The sequence below is a fragment of the Chitinimonas lacunae genome (assembly GCF_042650885.1).
Lineage (GTDB): Bacteria > Pseudomonadota > Gammaproteobacteria > Burkholderiales > Chitinimonadaceae > Chitinimonas_A > Chitinimonas_A lacunae.
The window spans coordinates 186140-209610 of the sequence record NZ_JBHSBU010000002.1; the positions used below are offsets into that span (position 1 = coordinate 186140).

The following is a 23471-nucleotide window of genomic DNA, read 5'->3' on the forward strand; positions in this document are numbered from 1 at the left end:
GCCGGCCTCGTCGTAGCGGTATTCGGTGCGGACCGACAGGGCATTGGTCTCGTTGGTCTTGCGGTTGCTGCGGTCATAGCCATAGCGGGTCTGACGGGCCTGGGCGGTATCGGCGAATTCGGTCTTCTCGACCAGATTGCCGCGGGCATCGTAACCGTAGCGGGTCACGCTGCCGTCAAGGCCGGTTTCGCTGCTGAGCTGGCCATGGACATCGTAGACATAACGCAGGCTGCGTCCGACCTCGCCCGGCACCGGTTGCAGCACCGCGGCGGTCGGGTCGACCACCCGGTCGTATACGGTGCGGGCGGTCACATTGCCGCGACCGTCGTACTCGGTCTGGGTCAGATGGCCGCCCTGGTCGAACAGGCCGATCTGGCGACCGACCAGGTCGTACTGATAGCGGGTGACGGCCCAGCGCTGACCGGCGCGGTCGATGGCACGGCGGCTTTCCAATTGCTGGCCGGCGGCGTCGTAGCGGTATTCGCTGCGATAGCCCTCACCGTCGATCTCGACTTGCTTGCGGTTGAGCAGGTCGTACTCGTAGCGCCATTCCACGGTCGAGCCGGGGCGATTGCCGCGCTGCTTGAGCAGCAGATTGCCAAAGGCATCGTAGTGGTAGCGGGTTTCGGTATTGCGGCCGTCACGCTCGCGCACGAGGCGCCCGACGGCGTCGTAGCTCATCCGGCGGACATGGTTGTTGCCGTCGATCTCTTCGAGTCGGTTGCCCAGCGCATCGTAGCGATAGCGGATGCGATGGAGATTGGCGTCCTCGATCTCGGTCAGCCGCGCCAGGGCGTCATAGCGGTAAGTGGTCAGATTGCCGGCGCCGTCCTTCTGGCTGGTGCGGTTGCCCACGGCATCGTAGCCATAGTGGGTGGTGCGACCCTCGGCGTCGGTTTCGCTGATCAGGCGGCGGGCGGCATCGTATTCGTAGAGGATGCTGTGGTCGTTGGCATCGGTGGCACGGATACGCTGGCTGGCCTTGTTATAGCCGTAACGCGTGATGCGGCCGCCTGGGCCGGTTTCGAGCACCAGGCGGTTGGCTTCGTCGTACTCGTAGCGATAGTGTGACAGTTGCTCGCCGCTTGGAGCGAACAGCCGCATGGCGATGCGGTTGCCGGCCCCGTCGTAGTCATAGGTGGTACGACGGCCCAGCGCATCGGTGCTTTCGATCAGCCGATCCAGCGCGTCGTAGCGGCTGAGCGATTGGCGCTTGAGCGTATCGATCTGCTCGCGCCGGTTGCCAAAGGCATCGTACTGATAGCGGGTGAGGCCATCGAGCGCATCAAGGGTCGATTCGACCCGACCTGCCCGGTCGTACCGGGTACGGCTGACCTGGTCCTTGGCGTCGAGCGTCAGGGTCGGCAACCGTTCCGGCCGCCAGCTGCTCAGTCGCTCGTGATGACGGATTTCGGCCGTGACTTCGCCAAACTCGTTGTACTCATAGCTGATGGCTTCGCCGGCGGCATTGACCTGGGCCAGCAGGCGGCCGCTGCGATCGACGTAGCGGGTAGTGCGCTGTTCGGATTCGGCCTCGGTGAGACCGACCAGCTGGACCTCGTCGAGCAGGGCCGTGACATCGTCGCCGCGCTCGGTACCCAGTCCCACCAGGGTGATGGTATGCAGGCCCACCACATCGACCGCCAACTGGATGATGAACTCCTCGTAACGGCCACGGGGCGGGGTGATCGGCGCACCTTGCGCCACGCCGTCGACCAGCACCTGGATGCGCTGGTCGAACTGGCCGGCATTGAGCCGCTGGGTGGCCTTGATGCGCAGCTCGGTCCCGCCGGCCAGATAGACGCGCTGGCTGATCCGGCTGCCATGGGGCAAGAAGGCCACCTGACCACCCGACGGTGCGGCCGGCGCATTATTGGTAAAGCCGGTATTGGGGGCGGAAATGCCGGCATTGCCCTCGAAGGTCCACGGCGTGCCGGTCGGCCGGTAGGTATAGCTGTTGCCGGCGTTGAACTGCTCGAAGCTGCCGTCCTGGAGCTGGAACGAAAAGCCATCTTCGCCCTGGCGGACCTGGCGTGTCTGCTGCACCAGATTGCCACGCCGGTCGTAGCGGCGGATGTCACTGTAACCCAGCGCATCGACGGTCTTGACCAGGCGGTTGGCCAGGTCGTATTGGCGCCGGGTGGACTGTTCCTTGGCGTCGATGGTCTCGATCAGGTTGCCAAAGGCGTCATAGCGATACTGTTCGCGGTTTTTCAGCGCATCGATCTTCTCCACCAGTCGGCCAATGGCGTCGTAGCGCTGCTCGCTACGATGGTTGTTGCCGTCGGTGACGGTGGTTTGAAGCCCCAGCGCGTTATAGCCGTAGCGGGTGGTATCGCCCACGCCGTTACGCTCGGCCACCAGCATGCCGCGTGCGTCGTACTCGCGCTCCCAGTGATGGCCGTTGCCATCGGTGCGGCGGGTCTGCCGGCCCTGGCCGTCGTATTGATAGTGCTCGCTCTGACCCAGCGCGTTCTTGCTCTCGATCCGCCGACCGGTGACATCGTAGCGGTAGTGGGTATGACGGTCCTGCTCTGATGTCTCTAGGCGTTTTTCAATACTTTCTGGATTTAGTGGCTCTAATTCTTGCAGTGTTTTGGCATATTCTATTCTTTCGATCAGATTGCCAAAGGTGTCGTAGCGATTGGCCGCCACCTGGCCGTCCACAGCGATCTCATAGACGGGTCGGCCGCGCCGGTCGTACACGATATGGGTGGCGCGGTCGGCGGTCGAGGCGCTGCCGAAGCGGTTTTCGAGCTGTTCGAGTGTGGCCGGGGTGTCGCCCAGCCGAGCGGCAAAGCGCACCGTACTCAACAGATGGCCGAAGCTGTCGTGGCGATAGCTGGTCACCCGGCCTTCCTGGTCGATCTCGAAGCGTTTGCGGCCGGCGGCGTCGTAGACCAGACGCTGCACATCGTCTTCGGTACCGATGCGCAGGAAGCGCTCGCGCAGCTCGCTCACCCGGTACAGCAGGTCATGCCGCACCTCGATCGGTTCGGCATAGCGGATGGTTTCGCCGACCCGACCCAGATAGTCAAAGCGCTGCTCGGTGACGATGCCTTCGGGGCTGATGGTATAGGCGGCACGTCCCAGCTCGTCGTAGACGGTCTGGCTGATGCGGTCGCTTGCCTGATTGGGTGTGGGCAGCAGCCAGTCGTTGCGCTGACCCGTGCTGTACCAGGCATGACCTTCGTAATAGCCACCCAGGGTCAGGCCGCTCTGGAAGTCGTCGCGCAGTACCTGACCGCGTTCGACGCTGCTGACCTGGACGTCGTCATAGATCACGCTATGGCTTTCGTCGTGGTAGGCGCCGTCGCGGTCACCGTACAGGTAGACCCACATATCGTCGTCCTGCTTCATGGTGACGCTGACCGTCAGCACCTGCCAGCCACCGTCTTCCCGGCCGTAGCGCTTGATCTCGGACGAACTGTTATAGGCATTGCTGCCGTTGGGGTTGCCAAGGAACAGATGGGCCTGGGTATCGGCCCGGCTCTTGACACGCACCGTGGCCGTGACTACATCGCCGGCCTTGAAGCGGCCAAGCGGGCGCGACAGCGAGCTGTTGTTGCCGGCGCGATACCAGATGCGTACCGCCGCATCGCTGCCGTCGAACACGCCAAGACCGTCGGCTTCGTGATAGGGCTGGGTATAGCGGATGGTCTGCACCACCCGGCTGAGTGCGTCATAGCGGCGGCGCTCGACCTGATTGGCGCCGTCGATCACGAATTCGATCCGACTGGCGCCGTCGTAGCGGTAGCGCTCGATCGAATCGACCTGCGGGTCGGCCTGGGCCGGCAGCGCGGCCAGCACCGACTGCCAGGTCGGTGCCTCGCCCAGTGCGATGGGGCGGCCGTATTTGATCTGGCTCAGCAGTTGACCGGCATCGTTGTAGAAGAAGCGGGTGACATAGCCTGCGCCATCGACCAGCAGCGACTTGCGTTGGGCGCCATCGTAGAAGGTATGTTGCAGCCCGTCGTTGGCAGAAGGGCTGACCGTGAGTCGACCGCTGGCGTCCCACACCGCCAGATCGGTGGTCTGGCTATAGCCGCGCACCGACACCACATTGCCAGCCGCGTCGAAGCGCTGCTCGATCACGCCGCCCAGGGCGTCGATCTGGTAGCGCTGGCGGCCGGCCCCGTCGTAACCGTAGCGGGTCACCATATCGACGGTCGGGTCGGGGTTGAGGGCCGCATGCACCGCTGCGGCGTTGGCCGTGCCGTCGAGCGGCAGCGTCGTCGCCGCCGGCCTGGCGTAGACAATCTTCTTCAGCAGACGGCCGGCCGCGTCGTATTCGCTCGCCACCACACTGCGGTCGCTGCCGATGCGGTAGATTTCGCGATCCAGTGCATCGAACAGCACAAACACCTGTTGGTCCGCGCTGCTGCCATGGCTGTCGGCCCAGGCAGTCAACGCCGGGAGTTCGAGCGAGCCCTCGGCCGGATAGGCGGTGGCATAGCTGATCTGCCGCACCAGATTGCCGTTGGCGTCGAAATAGCGCCGCGTCAGCATCCGGTTGCCGTCAAGGCTGAATGCCTTGTTGCCGGCGATATCGAACACCTCGTGCACCACGGTCGAGCGGGCGGTGCCATTGAGGGGAGCGGCGGAGTCCACGGGCTTATCCCTGGCCGGCGTGCCGAGTATCTGTTCACCGGCAATCAGGCTGGCTGGCTGCGGCCGATCGATATGCCAGACGGTGCGGAACTGCTCGACTGCCGGGCCATGATGCTGGCTGGTGAGGTAGCCGATATCGCGCGCGTCCGAATGGATTGGGCCGGCGCTGTCGAACGCCGCTGCCGCCGGTGCGGCAAACTGGTCGCGGCTGGCGCTGAAGCCGGCGGCCGGCGTGGCGTCGAGCTGGGCGGGCAGGGCAGCGGTGAAGCTGCCCGGCGCGCTGGCGGCAAAGCGGGCTGTTTCGCCGCTGAAAGCTGCTGCCGGCACGGCTGCAAAGGTGGCGGGCGCGATGCCGCTGAAGGCATCGAGCGGCCGGCTGCCGTCGAGGCGGCGTGCTTCGACCGAGAAGGCGGCCGGGTCGGTGCTGCGTACCGTTTCGGTCAGACTGAAGCGGCTGGCGACCTGGCGCCACAGCGTGCGGCCCCAGCTGCCATCGGGATAGCGATAGCTGGCGACCAGATCGGGCCGGCCGTCGGCGTTCTGGTTGAGCAGACGGTATTCCGCGCTGTCGAACCACTCGCCCAGTGGCGAGCTGGTGGCGCGCAGATAGCCAGTCGCGCTGGCGCGCCAGACGGTGGCGTTGGCCAGCCCGTCGGTGGACTTCCAGATCTGCACCACATCGGGCTTGTTGTCGCCATTGAGGTCGGCCACCACATAGCGGCTGTCGGGCCGGTCCTCGCCGATCGAGATATCGCGCTCCATCCGGAAACCGCTGCCGTCGGACAGCCAGTGACGCAGATGGGTATTGTTGTCGCTGCCCTTATAGACCTGGAGCAGATCGACCTGGCCATCGCCATTGAGGTCGGCGGCAAAGAAGCGCGACGACGGCAGCCAGCTTCCCAGATTGCTGTTGCCTTGCTGGTAGAAGCTGCCATCGGCGCGGCGCTGGTTGGTATAGGCATAGACCGTGTCGCCCGACTGGTAGAGCCGGACCAGGTCGTTGCGGCCATCCTTGCCGGCGTAGTCGAGCGCGATGCTGCGCTGATGGTTGTCGATCGTGCCGCTGGCTTCCACGCTCTGGCCCTGGACGAAACGGCCGCCCTGGCTGGTCCACTCGGTAAAGCGGGTATTGCCGTTGCGCGGATCGGATTCGATCACCAGATCGAGCTTGCCATCGCCGCTCAGATCGGCCAGGAAATAGCGGGCACGGTAGGGCGACTGGGCCGAGATATCGGTGCTGTCGCCGGCAACAAAGCCGCCATCGCGGGCAAGCCAGGTCTGCGCGACCACCTTGTCTGCGCGTTCGCGGCGGATTTCCACCAGATCGGTCTTGCCGTCGCCGTCGATATCGCCGACCAGGAACTGGCTGTCGGCGCGCCAACTGCCAAGCCGGCTTACCGGGCCGGCGCTGTAGCCGCTTGCCGAGGCAAGCCACTGCTGCACTTCGGCCGTGCCGTCGGCGGCATGGCGGATTTCCAGCATATCGCTGAGGCCGTCGCCGTTGACGTCGCCATCGAAATAGCGCACATCGCGGCGCCAATCGCCGTGGGTTTGCAGGCTTTCGCCGTCGAACAGCCAGCTGCGGATGGCCAGTTGGCCGTCATGGCCGTGCCAGACGCCGATCAGATCGGCGCGGCCGTCGCCGTTGTGGTCATTGAGACGCCAAGTGGCCTCATCCTGCCACGGGCCCAGTTCGCGATCGGGTCCCTTGATCCATTCGACGCGCGCATTGAAGGTGGCGCTCTCTGTGATGGCCATGCGCCAGACGGTGGCGATGGCCTGACCTGCTTCGTTCTTCCAGATCTGGACGATATCGCTCTGCCGGTCGCCGGTCAGATCGCCCACCAGATAGCGGGCGCCCGGTCGGGCATTGCCAAGCGACTGTTCGTAGCCGGCGCTGAAGTTGTTGCCGTTCGATTGCCAATGCTTGACCTTGACCGTGCCATCGGCCTGCTGGCTGATGGCCAGCAGATCCTGCAAGCCGTCGCCGCTGCGGCCGTAGTTGATATCGGCCGGGAAGTAGCGGGTATTGGGGTTCCAACTGTCGCTGACATAGCTGCCACCGCCGTCGAAAGTGCCATCGGCGCGGCGCAGGCGGCTGTCGCTGTAGTGGCTGCTGCCGTTTTGGCTGATCCGCACAATATCGGCGCGGCCATCGCGGTTCTGGTCGACAAACAGCGTCTGTAGGTGGTTGTCGATGTTATGGGTGGTATCGACCTCCTTGCCTTGGGCAAAACGACCACCCTGGCTGGTCCACTCGGTAAAGCGGGTGTAGCCATTGCGCGGGTCCCATTCGATCACCAGATCGAGTTTGCCGTCGCCGCTCAGGTCGGCGAGGTGATAGCGGGCGCGGTAGGGCGAATGATTGGCGAGTTCGGTGGTGGCGCCGAGGCTGAAACCTTCGTCGCCCGCCAGCCAGGTGGTGGCGGTGACGCGGTGGTTGGTCTCGCGGCGGATCTCCACCAGATCGGTCTTGCCGTCGCCATCGATGTCACCGACCAGGAACTGGCTGTCGGCGCGCCAACTGCCAAGCCGGCTGGTCTTGCCTTCGACGTAACCGCTGGCACTGGCGATCCATTGCCGCACTTCGGCGCGGCCGTCGCTGGCATGGCGGATCTCCAGCAGGTCGGTCAGACCGTCGCCATTGACGTCGCCATCGAAATAGCGGACGTCGCGGCGCCAGTCGCCGGCCATTTGCAGGCTCTCCCCGTCGCTGAACCACGACTGTGCCACGAGTCGGCCGCTATCGTCGGTCCAGGCGCCGACCAGGTCGGCCCGGCCGTCGCCATTGCGGTCGTTCAGGCGCCAGGTGGCGTCGTCGCACCATTGGCCCAATTGACGGTCGGGTCCCTTGAGCCATTCGACCTTGGGGTTGGCCGTAGCGCTTTCGCTGATCGCCATGCGCCAGACGGTGGCGACGGCCTGGCCGGCTTCGTCCTTCCAGATCTGGACGATATCGCCTTGCCGATCACCGGTCAGGTCGCCCACCAGATAACGGGCGCCCGGCTTGTCTGCCCCAAGCGACTGTTCATGGCCGGCGCTGAACGAGCTGCCGTTGGCGTACCAGTGCTTGGCCTTGATCGTGCCGTCGGCTTGCGGGGTGATGCCGAGCAGATCGTGGAAGCCGTCGGGGCTTCGGCCGTGGCTGATATCGATCGGGAAATAACGGGCGTTGCCGTTCCAATTCTCGCTGACGTAACTGCTGCCGCTGTCGAAGTTGCCATCGGCGCGGCGCAGCTTGTGGTCGCTGTAGACGTAGTTACCCGATTGGTAGAGCCGGACGATATCGGTGCGGCCGTCGCGGTTCTGGTCGAGGAAGACCGTCTGCAGCCGGTTGTCGATCCAGCCGCCCAGGTCAACTTCCTTGCCCTGGGCAAAGCGGCCACCCTGGCTGGTCCACTCGGTAAAGCGGGTGTTGCCGTTACGCGGGTCCCACTCGATCACCAGATCGAATTTGCCGTCGCCGCTCAGATCGGCCAGATGGTATTGGGCACGGTGGGGCGACTGGGCCGAGATATCGGTGCTGCCGCCGGCGACAAAGCCTTCGTCGCGGGCAAGCCAGCTCAGCACGGTCACCTTGTTGTCGCGTTCGCGGCGGATTTCCACCAGATCGCTCTTGCCATCGCCGTCGATATCGCCGACCAGGAACTGGCTGTCGGCACGCCAGCTACCGAGCCGGCTGGTCTTGCCTTCCAGGTAGCCGGTGGCGCTGGCCAGCCACTGCCGCACCTCGGCCGTGCCGTCGGCGGCATGGCGGATTTCCAGCATATCCACCAAACCATCGCCATTGAGATCGGCATCGAAATAGCGCACATCACGGCGCCAATCGCCGCTGGCAAGCAGGCTCTCGCCGTCGGACCACCAGGTTTGCAGCGCGACCTGGCCGTCAGCCTCGATCCAGCTGGCGACCAGGTCGGCGCGACCGTCGAGGTTCTGGTCGCTCAGGCGCCAGGTGGCATTGTCTGACCAGGCACCCAGGATGCGTTCGGGGCCTTTGACCCACTCGACCGTGCGATTGGAATTGAAGCTTTCGCTGACTTTCATGCGCCAGATGGCGGCGACGGCCTGGCCGGCGTCGTTTTTCCAGATCTGGACGATATCGCTCTGCCGGTCGCCGGTCAGATCGCCCACCAGATAGCGAGCACCCGGTTTGATGGCGCCGAGCGACTGCTCGTAGCCGGCGCTGAACGAGTTGCCATGGGAATACCAGTGGCGGGCCTTGACCGTGCCGTCAGCCTGCGGGGTGATGGCGATCAGGTCCTGGAGACCGTCGGGGCTGCTGCCGTGGGCGATATCGGCCTGGAAATACTGGCTATTGGCCTGCCAGCGGTCGTTGACATAGGCGCTGCCATTGTCAAAGCCGCCGTCGGCGCGACGCAGGCGGCTTTCGCTGTAGACGTTGTTGCTCGACTGGTAGAGCCGGGTGATATCGATACGGCCATCGCGGTTCTGGTCAAGGAAGAGCGTCTGCAAGCGGTTGTCGATCCAGCCGCTCACATCGGTTTCCTTGCCCTGGACAAACCGGCCACCCTGGCTGGTCCATTCGGTAAAGCGGGTGCTGCCGTTACGCGGGTCCCACTCGATCACCAGATCGAGCTTGCCGTCGCCGCTCAGGTCGGCCAGGTGATAGATCGCCCGATAGGGCGAATGGTTGGCGAGTTCGGTGGTGGCGCCAAGCGTGAAACCCTCTTCACCGGCAAGCCAGCTGGTCGCACTGACGCGCTGGTCGGTTTCGCGGCGGATTTCCACCAGATCGGTCTTGCCATCGCCATTGATGTCGCCGGCCAGGAACTGGCTGTCGGCGCGCCAGCTGCCCAGTCGGCTGGTCTTGCCCTCGACGTAACCGGTGGCGGTGGCGAGCCATTGCCGCACTTCGGTGCGGCCGTCGGCAGCGTGGCGGATTTCGAGCAGATCAAGCCGGCCATCACCATTGAGGTCGCCGTCGAGATAGCGGGTGTCGCGGCGCCAGTCGCCCGTGCCTTGCAGGCTTTCGCCATCGCTGAACCAGCTCTGGATGGTCGGGCGGCCGTTCAGGTCGGTCCAGGCGCCGACCAGATCGGCCCGGCCGTCGCCGTTGCGCTCATTGAGCCGCCAGGTGGCGTCGTCGTGCCATTGACCGAGCAGACGGTCGGGGCCTTTGATCCACTCGACCTTGGGATTGGCGGTAGCGCTCTCGCTGATCGCCATGCGCCAGACGGTGGCGATGGCCTGGCCCGCTTCGTTTTTCCAGATCTGGACGATGTCGCTCTGCCGGTCACCGGTCAGGTCGCCCACCAGATAGCGGGCACCCGATTTGGCAGCACCGAGCGATTGTTCGTAGCCCGCGTTGAACGAGCTGCCGCTGGTATACCAGTGTTTGGCCTTGACCGTGCCATCGGCTTGCGGGGTGATGGCCAGCAGATCGCGCAAGCCATCCGAGCTTCTGCCATGGCTGATATCGGCCGGGAAGTACAGGGTGTTCGGCTGCCAGCTCTCGTTGAGATAAGCGCTGCTGCCGTTCTCGAAAGTACCGTCGGCGCGCCGCAGGCGGATTTCGCTGTAGACGTTGTTGCTCGACTGGTAGAGCCGGACGATATCGATCCGGCCGTCGCGGTTCTGGTCGAGGAAGACCGTCTGCAAGCGGTTGTCGATCCAGCCGCCCATTTCGGTTTCCTTGCCCTGGACAAACCGGCCGCCCTGGCTGGTCCACTCGGTAAAACGGGTGCTGCCGTTGCGCGGGTCGGATTCGATCACCAGATCGAGCTTGCCGTCGCCGCTCAGGTCGGCCAGATGGTAGCGGGCGCGGTAGGGCGAATGGTTGGCGAGTTCGGTGGTGGCGCCAAGCGTGAAACCCTCGTCGCCGGCGAGCCAGCTGATCGCACTGACGCGCTGGTCGGTTTCGCGGCGGATTTCCACCAGATCGGTTTTGCCGTCGCCATTGATGTCGCCCGCCAGGAACTGGCTGTCGGCGCGCCAGCTGCCCAGCCGGCTGAGTTTGCCGGCCGTATAGCCGTCGGCGGTGGCCAGCCATTGCTGTACTTCGGCCATGCCATCGCTGGCGTGGCGGATTTCCAGCATATCGACCAGGCCGTCGCCGTTGAGGTCGCCATCGAGATAGCGCACATCGCGGCGCCAGTCGCCCGTGCTTTGCAGGCTCTCGCCATCGCTGAGCCAGGTCTGGATCGTCAAGTGTCCATCGGATCCGGTCCAGGCACCGACCAGATCGGCGCGGCCGTCCTGGTTATGGTCAGTCAGACGCCAGATGGCATCGGGCTGCCAGGCGCCCAGCACCCGGTCCGGACCCTTGATCCATTCGACCCGGCCGTTGACATTGGCCGTGTCGGTGATGGCCATGCGCCAGACGGTAGCGACCGCTTGGCCCGCATCGTTTTTCCAGATCTGGACGATATCGCTCTGCCGGTCGCCGGTCAGATCGCCCACCAGATAGCGGGCGCCCGGTTTGATGACGCCGAGCGACTGCTCGTAGCCGGCGTTGAAGTTATTGCTGACGGCTACCCAGTGCTTGGCCTTGATGGTGCCGTCACTCTGCGGGGTGATGGCGATCAGGTCGCGCAGGCCGTCGGGGCTTCTGCCGTGGGTAATATCGGCCTGGAAATACTGGGCATTGGGATTCCAGGTCTCATTGATGTAGTTGCCACTGCCGTCAAAGCCACCGTCGGCGCGGCGCAGACGCAGGTCGCCGTAGACATTGCTGCCGTTTTGGCTGATCCGAACGATATCGGTGCGGCCGTCGCGGTTCTGGTCGAGGAAGACCGTCTGCAAGCGGTTGTCGATCCAGTTGTTGCTGTCAACTTCCTTGCCCTGGACAAACCGGCCACCCTGACTGGTCCACTCGGTAAAGCGGGTGCTGCCGTTACGCGGGTCCCACTCGATCACCAGATCGAGCTTGCCGTCGCCGCTCAGGTCGGCCAGGTGATAGATCGCCCGATAGGGCGAATGGTTGGCGAGTTCGGTGGTGGCGCCAAGCGTGAAACCCTCGTCACCGGCAAGCCAGCTGGTCGCACTGACGCGCTGGTCGGTTTCGCGGCGGATTTCCACCAGATCGGTTTTGCCATCGCCATTGATGTCGCCCGCCAGGAACTGGCTGTCGGCGCGCCAGCTGCCCAGTCGGCTGGTCTTGCCCTCGACGTAACCGGTGGCGGTGGCGAGCCATTGCCGCACTTCGGTGCGGCCGTCGGCAGCGTGGCGGATTTCGAGCAGATCAAGCCGGCCATCACCATTGAGGTCGCCGTCGAGATAGCGGGTATCGCGGCGCCAGTCGCCCGTGCCTTGCAGGCTTTCGCCGTCGCTGAGCCACGATTGCAGCGTGATGCGGCCGTCTTCCTCGGTCCAGGCGCCGATCAGATCGGCACGACCGTCGCGGTTCTGGTCGTTGAGGCGCCAGGTGGCATCCTGTTTCCAGGCGCCCAGCACCCGGGCCGGGCCTTCGACCCATTCGACGCGCGGATTGCTGGTCGCACTGTCGCTGACCACCATACGCCAGACGCTGGCAACTGCCTGGCCGGCGTCATTTTTCCAGATCTGGACGATATCGCTCTGCCGGTCGCCCGTCAGATCGCCCACCAGATAACGCGCTCCGGGCCGGCTGGCGCCAAGCGACTGCTCGTAGCCGTTGACAAAGTAGTTGCTGCCGTTAGACGGCCAGTGTTTGGTCTTGACCGTGCCATCGGCCAGGGTCGAGATCGACAGCAGGTCACGAAAGCCATCGGCACTGCGGCCGTGGGTGAGATCGGCCACGAAATACTGGGTATCGGTGTTCCACGGCCCGACCGTGCTGTCGTACTGGTCGTAGCTGTCGGGCCGGCGCACGGCCGAATAGGCGTGCAGTTCATTGCCGCTGCGATAGATACGCACCGAGTCGGCCCGGCCATCGCGGTTCTGGTCGAGATAGAGCGTCTCGAGGCTGTCGTTGAGCGGACCGGCGAAATCGACAGTCTTGCCGGCCTTGTAGCCGTCGCCGGTGCTCAGGTATTCGAGCTGGTTGGTGCGGCCATTGGCGCCATCCCACTGCGCCAGCAGATCGTCGCGGCCGTCGCCGTTGACGTCGGCGCTGTAGAACTGGGTATAGGGCAGCAGGGTATTGCCGAGTTCGGCCACCACGATCTTGCTCATCCCGCTCTCGGCGGGGGCCCAGACATTGGCGATCATCATCTGGTCGGCGCGGCGGCTCAGCTCGACCAGTTCGCTGCGACCGTCGCCATTGAGGTCGGCCGCCAGATAGCGTGTGCCGGCGCGCCAGGTGCCAAGCTGCGTCTCGGCGCCGACCACGAAGCCGTTGTCGCTGCCATACCACTGGGTCAGGATGGCTGCACCGCTATGGTCATGCCGGATCTCGAACATATCGAGCCGGCCATCGCCGTTGATATCGGCATTGAGGAACAGCCGGTCGCTCGACCAGTCGCTGTGCTGGCGGAACTGCTGGCCATCGAACAGCCAGGTGGCGAGCACGGTCTGTCCACGCTCGTCGGTCCAGGCCACGCTGAGGTCGGCGCGGCCGTCGTCGTTATGGTTGCTGAGCTGGTAGACGGCATTGTCGCGCCACGGACCGAGCAGGGTTTCCTGACCCTGGCGGTATTGCAGGCCGTTGGCCAGCGAGACGGTATACCACAGCGTCGCCACGGCCTGGCCGGCAGCGTTCTTCCAAATCTGTACCACATCGGTGCGGCCGTCGCCCGTGACGTCGGCGGCAAAGAAGCGCTCATTGGGCTTGGGGGCACCGATGACGCTATCGGCGCCACGGTTGATCTTCAGATCGCTGGCGCCGTGCCAGTTGCCAAGCCGCAGGGTGCCGTCGTTATGGCGGTAGACCTCGATCCAGTCGCTGCTGCCGTTGCCGTCGATATCGCCCCACAACCGTGGCTGGTTGCGTAATGAATCCTGGGTATTGCTCTGTAGCTTGAGGCTGCCGTCCGCCTGTACCGCGATGGCGGTCTGGCGGTTCTGCCCGATGCTATGGCCCGGTGCCTGATCGAATACCACCAGTTCCAGCCGGCCGTCGCGGGCCAGATCGACCATATGGAGCTGGCGTTCGTAGTAGAAGCCGTCCCACTCGATACTGTTGCCTGGCTTGAAGCCCTGGCCGTCGCCGGTCCAGTGGGTGGCGCGGGTCTTGCCGTTCAGCGGGTCGCTCACCACCCACAGGTCGGCCCGACCATCGCCCGTGCTGTCGCCGACGATATAGCGGGTGGATGGCTGCCAGACGCCCAGTACGGTTTCCTGACCAAGGCTGAATCCCTCGGCGCCATTGAGCCAGCTGATCGCCACGGCCATGCCGTCATCGCGGCGGCGGATTTCCACCAGATCGCCGCGACCGTTGCCTTCCAGATCGACCGGGAGATACTGGCTGTCGGCCTGCCAGCGTCCCAGCACGCTGCGTCGGCCCGGCTCGAAGCCCTGGCCGGTGGCAAGCCATTGCTGGGCAATGGCCTGGCCTTCGCTGTCATGGCGGATTTCCAGCAGATCGGCGCGACCGTCGCCGTTGAGGTCCAGGTCGAGATAACGGGTGTCGCGGCGCCAGTCGCCCTGCTGGCGGAACTGTTCGCCGTCGTTGCGCCAGACGGCGATCACCTGGCGGCCGTCTTCCTCGGCCCAGGTTGCCACCAGATCGCGTCGACCATCGCCGTCTTGATCGGTCAGCCGATAGCTGGCGCCTTCGCGCCAGGTGCCAAGCACGCTGTCGCTGCCCTTGCGGTAGCCGTTGCCGGTCGAGAACCACAGGGTCGCGACCGTCTGGTCGGCGTCGTTCTTCCACAGTTGCACCAGGTCGGTGCGGCCATCGCCATCGGCGTCGCCAGCGATAAAGCGCGCGCCTGGGCGGCTGGTGCCCAGGGCCACATCGTTGCCCCGGTTGATCCTGTTGTCGGTGCTGCCATACCAGAGGCCGATTCGTTCGCTGCCGTCGTGGTAGCGGTAGATCTCGATCCAGTCGGCCGTGCCGTTGCCGTCGATATCGCCCCACAGCCGTGGCTGGATACGTTGCGAATCCTGGGTATTGCTCTGCAACTTGAGGCTGCCGTCGGCCTGAAGCGATACGGCGGTCTGGCGGTTCTGTCCGGCGCCATGGTTGGGGGCCTGGTCAAACACCACCAGTTCACGCCGGCCGTCGCGGCCAAGGTCGGCCAGGACGAGCTGGCGCTCGAGGTAGAAGCCGTCCCATTCGATACTCTGACCCTGAACAAAGCCCTGGCCGTCACCGGCCCAGTGCGTGGCGCGGGTCTTGCCGTTCTGCGGGTCGCTCACCACCCATAGATCGGCCTTGCGGTCGGTATCGGCGTCGCCGACCAGATAGCGGTTCGAGGCCACCCATTTGCCAAGCACGGTCTGTGACAGGCGGACCAGACCCTGCTCGCCTTGGCGCCAGCCGGTCAGCACTGCCATGCCATCATCGCGGCGGCGGATTTCCACCAGATCGCCGCGGCCGTCGCCGTTGAGGTCGGCCACCTGATAGAGGCTGTTGGCCTGCCAACGGCCCAGTACCAGGCTCGGGCCTTCGCTGTAGCCGTTGCCGGTGGCGAGCCATTGCTGGGCCACGGCATTGCCGTCGTGATCGCGACGGATTTCCAGCAGATCGACCCGGCCATCGCCGTTGAGATCGATATCGAGGTAGCGGGTATCGCGCAGGGCGTCGCTGCGCTGGGTGAAGTGTTCGCCGTCGCTGAGCCAGGTGGCAAGGACCTGGCGGCCGTCGTCGTTGTCCCAGATCGCGACCAGATCGCGTCGGCCGTCGCCGTTCTGCTCGAGCAGTCGGTAGCTTGCATCCTCGCGCCACTGGCCGAGCACGCTGTCGCTGCCCTTGCTATAGGTCGAGCCATTGGCAAGCCAGACACTGGCGACTGCCTGGCCTGCCTCGTTTTTCCACAGTTGGACCACATCGCTGCGATTGTCGCCGTCGACGTCGCCGACAAAGAACCGTTCGGCAGGCTTGGATGCAATGGCGATGTCGGCGCCACGCACCAGCCGGTTGTCGTTGCTGGCATGCCAGTTGCCCAGCCGCAGATTGTCGCTTTGCCGGTAGACCTCGACCCAGTCGAGGTTGCCGTTGCCGTCGACATCGCCCCACATGCGCGGCTGTAACCGCAGCGAATCCTGCAAGCCCGTCACGCTGTTGAGGCTGCCGTTGGCGCCGACCATGACCGTGGTAAAGCGGTGCTGATTGGCGCTATGGCTGGGGGCTTGGTCAAAGACCACCAGTTCACGCCGGCCATCGCGGGCCAGATCGAACAGGTGGATCTGTTTGTTGAAATAGAAGCCATCCCATTCGATGCTCGGACCCTGGCTGAAACCGTTGCCATCTCCGCTCCAGCGGGTCACCCGGGTCTTGCCGCTCAGGCTGTCGCCCACCACCCACAGTTCGGCCCGGCCGTCGCTGCCGCTATCGCCGGCGATATAGCGGCTGGAAGCCTGCCAGCGACCCAATACCGTTTCCCCACCGCGCCGCAACCCCTCGGCGCCATTGAGCCAGTTGATCGCCACGGCCGTACCGTCGTCGCGGCGGCGGATTTCCAGTAGATCAACCCGGCCATCGCCATCGAGGTCGGCCACCTGATAGTGGCTATCGGCCCGCCAGCGGCCAAGCGAGGTCTGTTTGCCCTCGAGGTAGCCGCCCGGGCCGGCCAGCCATTGCCGGGCCAGGGCGTTGCCGGCGCTGTCGCGGCGGATTTCCAGCAGATCGGTGCGGCCGTCGCCGTTGCTGTCGAGTTCGAGATAGCGGACTTCCGGAGCGAGACTGCCGCCCTTGAGCAGGCGGCCCGCTTCGTTGCGCCATACCGAGATGGTCTGGCGGCCGTCTTCCTCAAACCAGACTGCCACCAGATCGCTGCGGCCATCGCCGTCATGGTCGGTCAGCCGGTAGCTGGCATTGGCGCGCCAGTCGCCGAGCACCACTTCGGCTTGCTGCGCGTGAACATTGCCCTCCGAGCGCCAGATAGTGGCGACAGCCTTGCCTTCGCTGTTCTTCCAGACCTGGATCACATCGCTGCGGCCGTCGGCGTCAAGGTCGCCCACAAAGAAGCGTTCCTCGGCCTTGGGCGCGCCGATGCCGACATCGCTGCCGCGCACGATCCGCTGATCGGCGCTGCCATGCCAGTTGCCCAGCCGCAGCGTGCCGTCGTGATGACGGTAGACCTCGATCCAGTCGGCGCTACCGTTGCCATCCACATCGCCCCATAGATGCGGCTGTACCCGCAGCGAATCCTGCAGATGGCTGATGCTGCTGAGGCTGCCGTCGGCAGCCACCGTCACCGATACATGGCGGTTATGGCCCTGGCTGTGCTGCGGCGACTGGTCGAACACCACCAGGGTACGGCGGCCGTCACGGGCCAGCTCAGCGGTATAGACCTGTTTGTCGAGGTAAAAGCCATCCCACTCGATCGATTTGCCCAGGCTGAAGCCTTCGCTGTCGCCACGCCAGTGCACGGCCCGGGTCTTGCCGTTCAAGGCATCGCTGACTACCCACAGATCGGCCCGGCCATTGCCCGTGGCATCACCCAGGGCATAGCGGGTCGACGCGCGCCAATCGCCGAGGACAGTCTCCTTGCCCGGGCTCAGTCCCGCTTCGCGGTTGAACCAGCTGGTGGCAACTGCCTGACCTTGGTCGTTGCGGCGGATTTCCAGCAGATCGGCGCGGCCGTCGCCGTCGAGGTCGGCCACCAGATAGCGGCTATCGGCCTGCCAGCGGCCCAGCACGCGCTGGCTGCCTGTCCGGTAGCCTTCACCGTCGGCCAGCCATTGGCGGGCAATGGCCCGTCCTTCGGTGTCATGACTGATTTCCAGCAGATCGGCACGACCATCGCCGTTGAGGTCGAGATCGAGATAGCGGCTGTCGCAGCGCCAGTTGCCGCGCTGGGCGAACTGCTCGCCATCGCTGCGCCAGACGGCGATGGCCTGGCGGCCGTCTTCTTCGCTCCAGGTCGCCACCAGATCACGTCGGTTGTCGCTGTCCTGATCAAGCAAGCGGTAGCTTGTACCTTCACGCCATGTACCGATTACACTTTGTTCTCCCTTGACATAACCTTTTGGGGTGGATCGCCACACCGTCACGACGGCCTGGTTATGTTCATTACGGCTGACCTGGACCACATCGGTGCGGCCATCGCCGTCGGTGTCGCCGGCCAGGAACTGCTCGCCAGCCACCGGAGTGCCAAGCAGCAGTTCACTGCCGCGCACGAGCTTGCCGCCATCGCCGCCGTGCCAGTTGATCAGCCGCTGCTTGCCGTCGCTGCCACGGGAGACATCGATCCAGTCGGCGCTGCCATTGCCGTCCACATCGCCCCACAGGCGAGGCTGCAAGCGCTGGTAATCCTGTAGACCGGTGGCAAGCAGCAAGCTGCCGTCAGTGGCCACCGTCACCGAGGTGTAGCGGTTCTGTCCCTGACTGTGTTGGGGTGCCTGGTCGAACGACACCAGTTCGGCGCGGCCGTCGCGGTTGAGGTCGGCGATATGGAGCTGGCGCTCGGCGTAGAAGCCATCCCATTCGATCGATTTGCCGGCGCTGAAGCCACCTTGGCCATTGCCGACCCAGTGACTGGCGCGGGTCTTGCCGCTCTGGCCTTCGCCCACCAGCCACAGATCGGCCCGGCCATCACCGTCGCTATCGCCCAGGGCATAGCGGATGGTGGGCGACCAGGCTCCCAGCACGGTTTCCTGACCACGGGTCAGGCCGTTGCCGTCATGGGTCCAGCCGATCGCCACGGCCTGACCATCGTCGCGGCGGCGGATCTGCACCAGGTCGCCACGGCCATTGCCGTCAAGATCGGCGACCAGATACTGCGCCTCGGCCTGCCAGGGACCGAGCGTCACCGGCGTGCCGGCGACATAGCCGCCAGCGCTGGCGCGCCAGATCAGCGCGACTGCCTGGTCCGCGCGGTCGTGGCGGATTTCGATCAGTTCGGCGCGGCCATCGCCATCGACATCAATTTCCAGATAGCGCGTATCGCGCAGCAGCGCAGGCGACAGGCCGGTATTGGCGTAGCTCGTGCTCGTTTCGAATTGAGCGGCCAGCGCAAGTCCTGCACTGGCGTCGTAGACCTTGGTGGCCACCACGCGACCCAGGGCGTCGTAACGGGTTTCTTCGACCACCCCGAGCGGGTTGATGGTAAACACCGGCCGGTTATGGGCGTCGTAGACATAACGCGTGACCATGCCGGCCGGATCGGTCTTCTGGGTCAGATTGCCGCTGGCGTCGTAGACGAAAAGGCTCTGTAGGCGCAGCCCGGCCGGGTCGATGATCTGCTCGATCAGGCGGCCGGCCACGTCGTAGCGGTAGTCGGTGGTCAGGGCAGCCCGCTCGCCGCTGCCTTCCTCGACGCGGACACGACGGCTGCGGCCGTCGTAGTGATAGCGCTGCACCTGCTTGCCGCCCAGACCTTCGCGTTCGACCTGCCATATCTGGCCCTTGCGGTCATAGCGGGTCGTGCTGATACGGCCATCGGGATCGGTTTCGCTGATCTGCTGGCCAAAGGCGTCGTATTGGTAGCTGGTGGTCTGCTTGAGGCCGTCGGGGTCGACGATCTTGCGCGCTATCCGACCCACGGGGTCGTATTCGTAACGGATACGCCGGCCCGAGGCATCGGTTTCGAGCACCAGTTGGCCCAACAGGTCGTAATCCTTGCTGCGGCGCTGGGTCAGGGCATCGGTCGTGCTCTTGAGCTTGCCGTTACGGTCGTACTGGTAGCTGGTGGTTTGTCCCAGGGCGTCCCGGATACTCAGTGTTTCGCCGTGACGGTTCTTCTTGGTGGTGATGCGAATATCGCCCGGCAGAATCTGGACCAGTTGCCGGTTGGCGTCGTCGTACTGGTAGCTGGTGGTCTGGCCCAGCTCATCGATGGTCGATACCACCCGGTCCCAGGCGTCGTAGCTCGAATAAGTGGTGATGCCCAGCGGGTCGGTCTTGCTGATGACCCGGCCCAGCCGATCGTACTGGTAATAGGTGGTGTGGCCACGCGGGTTGGTGCGTTGCAGCACGCGGCCAAAGCCGTCGAACACCACGTTGCTGATCAGGTTGAGCCCGTCAGGGTCGATGCTCGTCTGTACCCGATTGCCTTGCTTATCGTACTGATGCCGTTCGAGCAGGCTGCGGCCGCCGCCCAGCTCGTGGCGCAACGACAGCAATTCGCCAAAGGCGTTATAGGTCTGGCTGCTGACGTAACCCAGGGCATCGGTCGTCGCTTCAAGCCGGCCGGCCGCGTCGTAGCGGTATTGGACGCGCCGGTCCTGCGCCGGGTCCCGGGCGGCGTCGAGCCGCTGTTGCAGCAAGGCGTCGATCAGACCGCCCTGGAGGCCGGTGGTATCGATGCGGCTGGCGTAATGCAGGTTCTCGACCAATAGACCGGTGTTGTCGTAGCGGTCGACGCTGACTTCGCCCAGCGCATTGATGGTATGGGTCAGTCGGCCGGCATGGTCGTAATAGAACAGCAGCGTCTGGCCCTTGGCATCGACAGTGGCGATCCGGCGGCCGGCCGCGTCATAGCGGTGCTGGGTGGCGCGCTCCTGCCAGATCCGTTCGATGGCGCTGCTGTCCTCAGCGCCGGCCAGCAGGGCGGCACCTTCGCCGTCGAGGATGGCGACCAGGCGACCCAGTGCATCGAAACGCTGGGTCTGGTGGCGGGCCTCCTCGCTGTCGGCGGCACGCAGGGTCTCGACCAGATTGCCGGCGCTGTCATAGCGGTAGCGGGTCAGACCGCCCTCGGCGGTGGTTTCGCTCAGCAGCCGGTTATGGCCGTCGTAGCTGAAATCCAGTCGCCGGTCGAGCGGATCGGCCGGCGGGCGCAGCATATCGAACGATGCGGCAGGGCTTGCGGTAACCCGGCGGGCATAGCGGATCTCGCTTTGTTTGTTGCCTGCTACATCGTAACGGGTTTCGGTCAGATAGCCCTCGGCGTCGAGCGAGCCGATACGGCGGCCTGCCGCGTCGTAATAGAAATACTGATGCAGATCGTCAGGGCTGGCTGCCGGCAGCAATTCAGCCAGTGCGCGGCCGTCCTGCCAACGGGCATCCTCGGCCAGCAGCGCCTGGGCAACCGGCTGGGCCAGTCGGATCTGTTCGACCAGGCGGCCGGCGCCGTCATAGCGCTGGCGCGTGGCAAAGCCGGCTGCGTCGACCACGGCCAGCAGCAGCCCTTCGCTGTCGTAGACATAGCGGGCGATACGGTCGTGCACCGAGCTGGCGATCGGGGGCAGATGCTGGCGCAGGATCTCGTCGCGGTTCGAGGTCACCGGCCGTAGGGCGCTGGAGTCGATCGCCTGCGCACTATGGATTTCGGCAATCTTTCGACCTGCTCCGTCATAGCGGTAGCTGATCACCTGACCGGCATTGTCGATATGACGTGACAGTTGGCCGGCGTCATCGTAGATCCACCATTCATGACGGTCGGCCGCATCGGGCGCGGGCATGACCGAACCCGCCTGGGTGTAGAGATCGAAAGCCGGGCTACCGTCTTCGTAGACCCATTCCGCCATCGGCACGCCAGTGGGTAGGGCGAACTGGATCTTATGGTTGAGCCGGCCCGATCGGTCGTAATAGAAGGCGACCACGCTGCCGGTCCCGTCGGCTTCGGCAGTCTTGCGGCCGGCTTCATCGTAGAAATACCAGCGGCGCGAGCCGGTGTGGTCCTCGCGCACCCGCAGCAGGCCGGCGGCGTCGTAATAACGCTTCTCGCCACCTCGGGCTGCGCTCGCTTGATCGGTTTCCAGAATCTGTAGCAGTTCGCCATGCTCGTCGTACTGCCGGGTGGTGATACGGCCATTGGCCAGCTCGGTCACGATACGGCGGGCGGCATCGTCGTGGCGGGTACGGCTGAGATGGCCGTTGGGACCGGTTTCCAGCGTGATGCGGTCGAGTCCGTCGTAGACAAAGCTGGTCTGATGGTCTCTGCGCGGGTCGATCCGGCGCAACAGCCGGCCGCTGGCGTCATAGATATATTCGGTGCGGCTGGCCCCGTCGGCCTGACCATTGCCGCCGGCATCAAGTGTGCTGTAGCGGGTTTCCGCGGCCAGTTGGCCACGGAAATCGTAGTCGTAGTCGGTTCGCTCGATCGCTCGGGCCGTCCCACGCCAGCCATCAAGCTGGCCGAGGCTGAGGTCAGCGGTATCGGCCTCGAAACGGCCGTCGTAGCGCAGGGCGGCATTGCGCTGGCCGCGGGCGTTATAGCGGTATTCGCTGACCCGGCCTTCAGCACTGACTAGAAAACGCAGATGGCCTTGGGTGTCATAGACCCGCCGCTCGACGGCAGGCTGGCCCACCGCTTCGAGTTCAAGGCCGTCGGCAGCGCGATATTGATAACGGCTCTCCGCCACCAGCCGATTGGCTGCATCGTAGCGGCGCAGGATGCGCAAACCGCTTGGATCGCGCTGCTCGATCAGATTGCCGGCGCTGTCGTAGATAAAGCGGCTGACCTTGTTGAAGCCATCGATGATCCGGCTCAGCCGGCCGGCTTCGTCGTATTCGTAGCGGGTCTGCTCGGGCCGGCTCCACCAGCCGTCAGGTGAGCTGACCCGGCGCGTCACTGCCAGTAGACGGCCGGCGCTGTCGTATTGATAACTGGTTTCGGCGCCAAGCGGGTCGGTGACGACCGTGCGGCCGCCCTGGCCCGGGGCATCGAGATAAAGCAGGCTGGGCGGCAGGCTCAATCGGCTGCCCGCCACCAGATCGGCCGATTGCAGCGCCAGGCGCAGCGCTTCGGCCGCCCGCGCATTGCCGTATACGCGGCTGGCAATGGTGGCCCAGTTGTCGCCCTGGCGTACCGTATAGCGCGGCTCGCCTTCGGCTACGCCTTCGAGCGCCGTCGGATCGGCCAGCGCCGTGATATAGCGCTGCGGCAGGGCGGCTTCGTCGTGGCGCAGGGTGGTGATGCGACCGGCGCCGTCGCGGATTTCGCTCAGGCGCCACTGGCCATCGGGCCGCTCGCCATAGGAAAAACCGATATCGGTACCGTCGCTCTGCCGCAGCCGGCTCAGGCGCAGACTGTCACCGTGGTAGTCGTATTGGGTGATATAGACATGGCCATCGGCCACGCTGCCGTCTTCGGGGCTCAGGTCGACGGTCAGGGTCTGCAAGCGACCCCGCTCATCATAGGCATAGCGGGTGCGCGTCTCGGTCGAGCCATTGCTCAGCACGCGCCGCACCTGGGTCAGCAGCCGGTCCTGGTAGTCGAAATGCAAGGCCTCGCCCGACGCGGTCTCGATCCTGTCGATCAGGCCATTGTCGGCATAGCGGTAGCGCAGCAGATTGCCATCCTGGTCGGCCTGCTCGAGCAGGCGGCCCGAGGTGGCGTCATAGGTTTCGCTCAGCGCAGCGTCGTGGCTGCGCCAGCGCCAGTGTCCGCCAGCCAGGACGATCTCGCCCTGGTCGATATCGGCGGCTTCGCTCAGATAGCGACTGCTCCCGCTATCAAAACGGTAGCGAACTTCACTGCCGTCTTCGCGCACCCGGATCAAGGTGCTGCCCGCGCCGCCTGCACTGCCGCTTTCAAGGCGGACTTGCTGATAGACGCCAAGACGCCAGTTGTCGCCATTGTCGCCGTCGTGGCGGCCAAGGCTGTTATAGGTCCGCAGCAGATTGAGTCCGCCGCCATGGCCACGCAGCAGCGCGTCGCGATCCTGGATCACCAGATTGCCCGTGGCGGCATTGACGAAGATATCGGTCTGTTGCTGGCCGAAGCGGGTTCTGCCGGCAGCGGCTCCCAGACCGGAGAAAACGCCGAGTTGATTGCCGTGGACGATCGCGACCATGCTGAATTCCTCTCTCCATCGCACGCGGTATCCGCGTGATCCCTGTGGTTTGTACCTGTTGCGGTCTCCTTGACTGCGCCTGGCGCGCCAGGTCGATAGTCAGCCTTGTCGGAGACTTCCTAGCCAATAGGTCG

The 23471-nt window shown here is 64.9% G+C and carries 1 protein-coding gene (cut by a window edge); it reads right to left on the minus strand.

Annotation, left to right across the window (positions count from 1 at the left end; genetic code table 11):
- Nucleotides 1-23337, minus strand: partial view of an FG-GAP-like repeat-containing protein gene (locus tag ACFOW7_RS21115; protein ID WP_378168424.1) — the 5' portion only. 12075 nt of this gene lie to the left of the window's left edge; the window shows 23337 of its 35412 coding nt (coding positions 1-23337); it begins with the start codon at nt 23335-23337; its stop codon lies beyond the left edge, outside the window.
- Nucleotides 23338-23471: the final 134 nt, after the last annotated feature.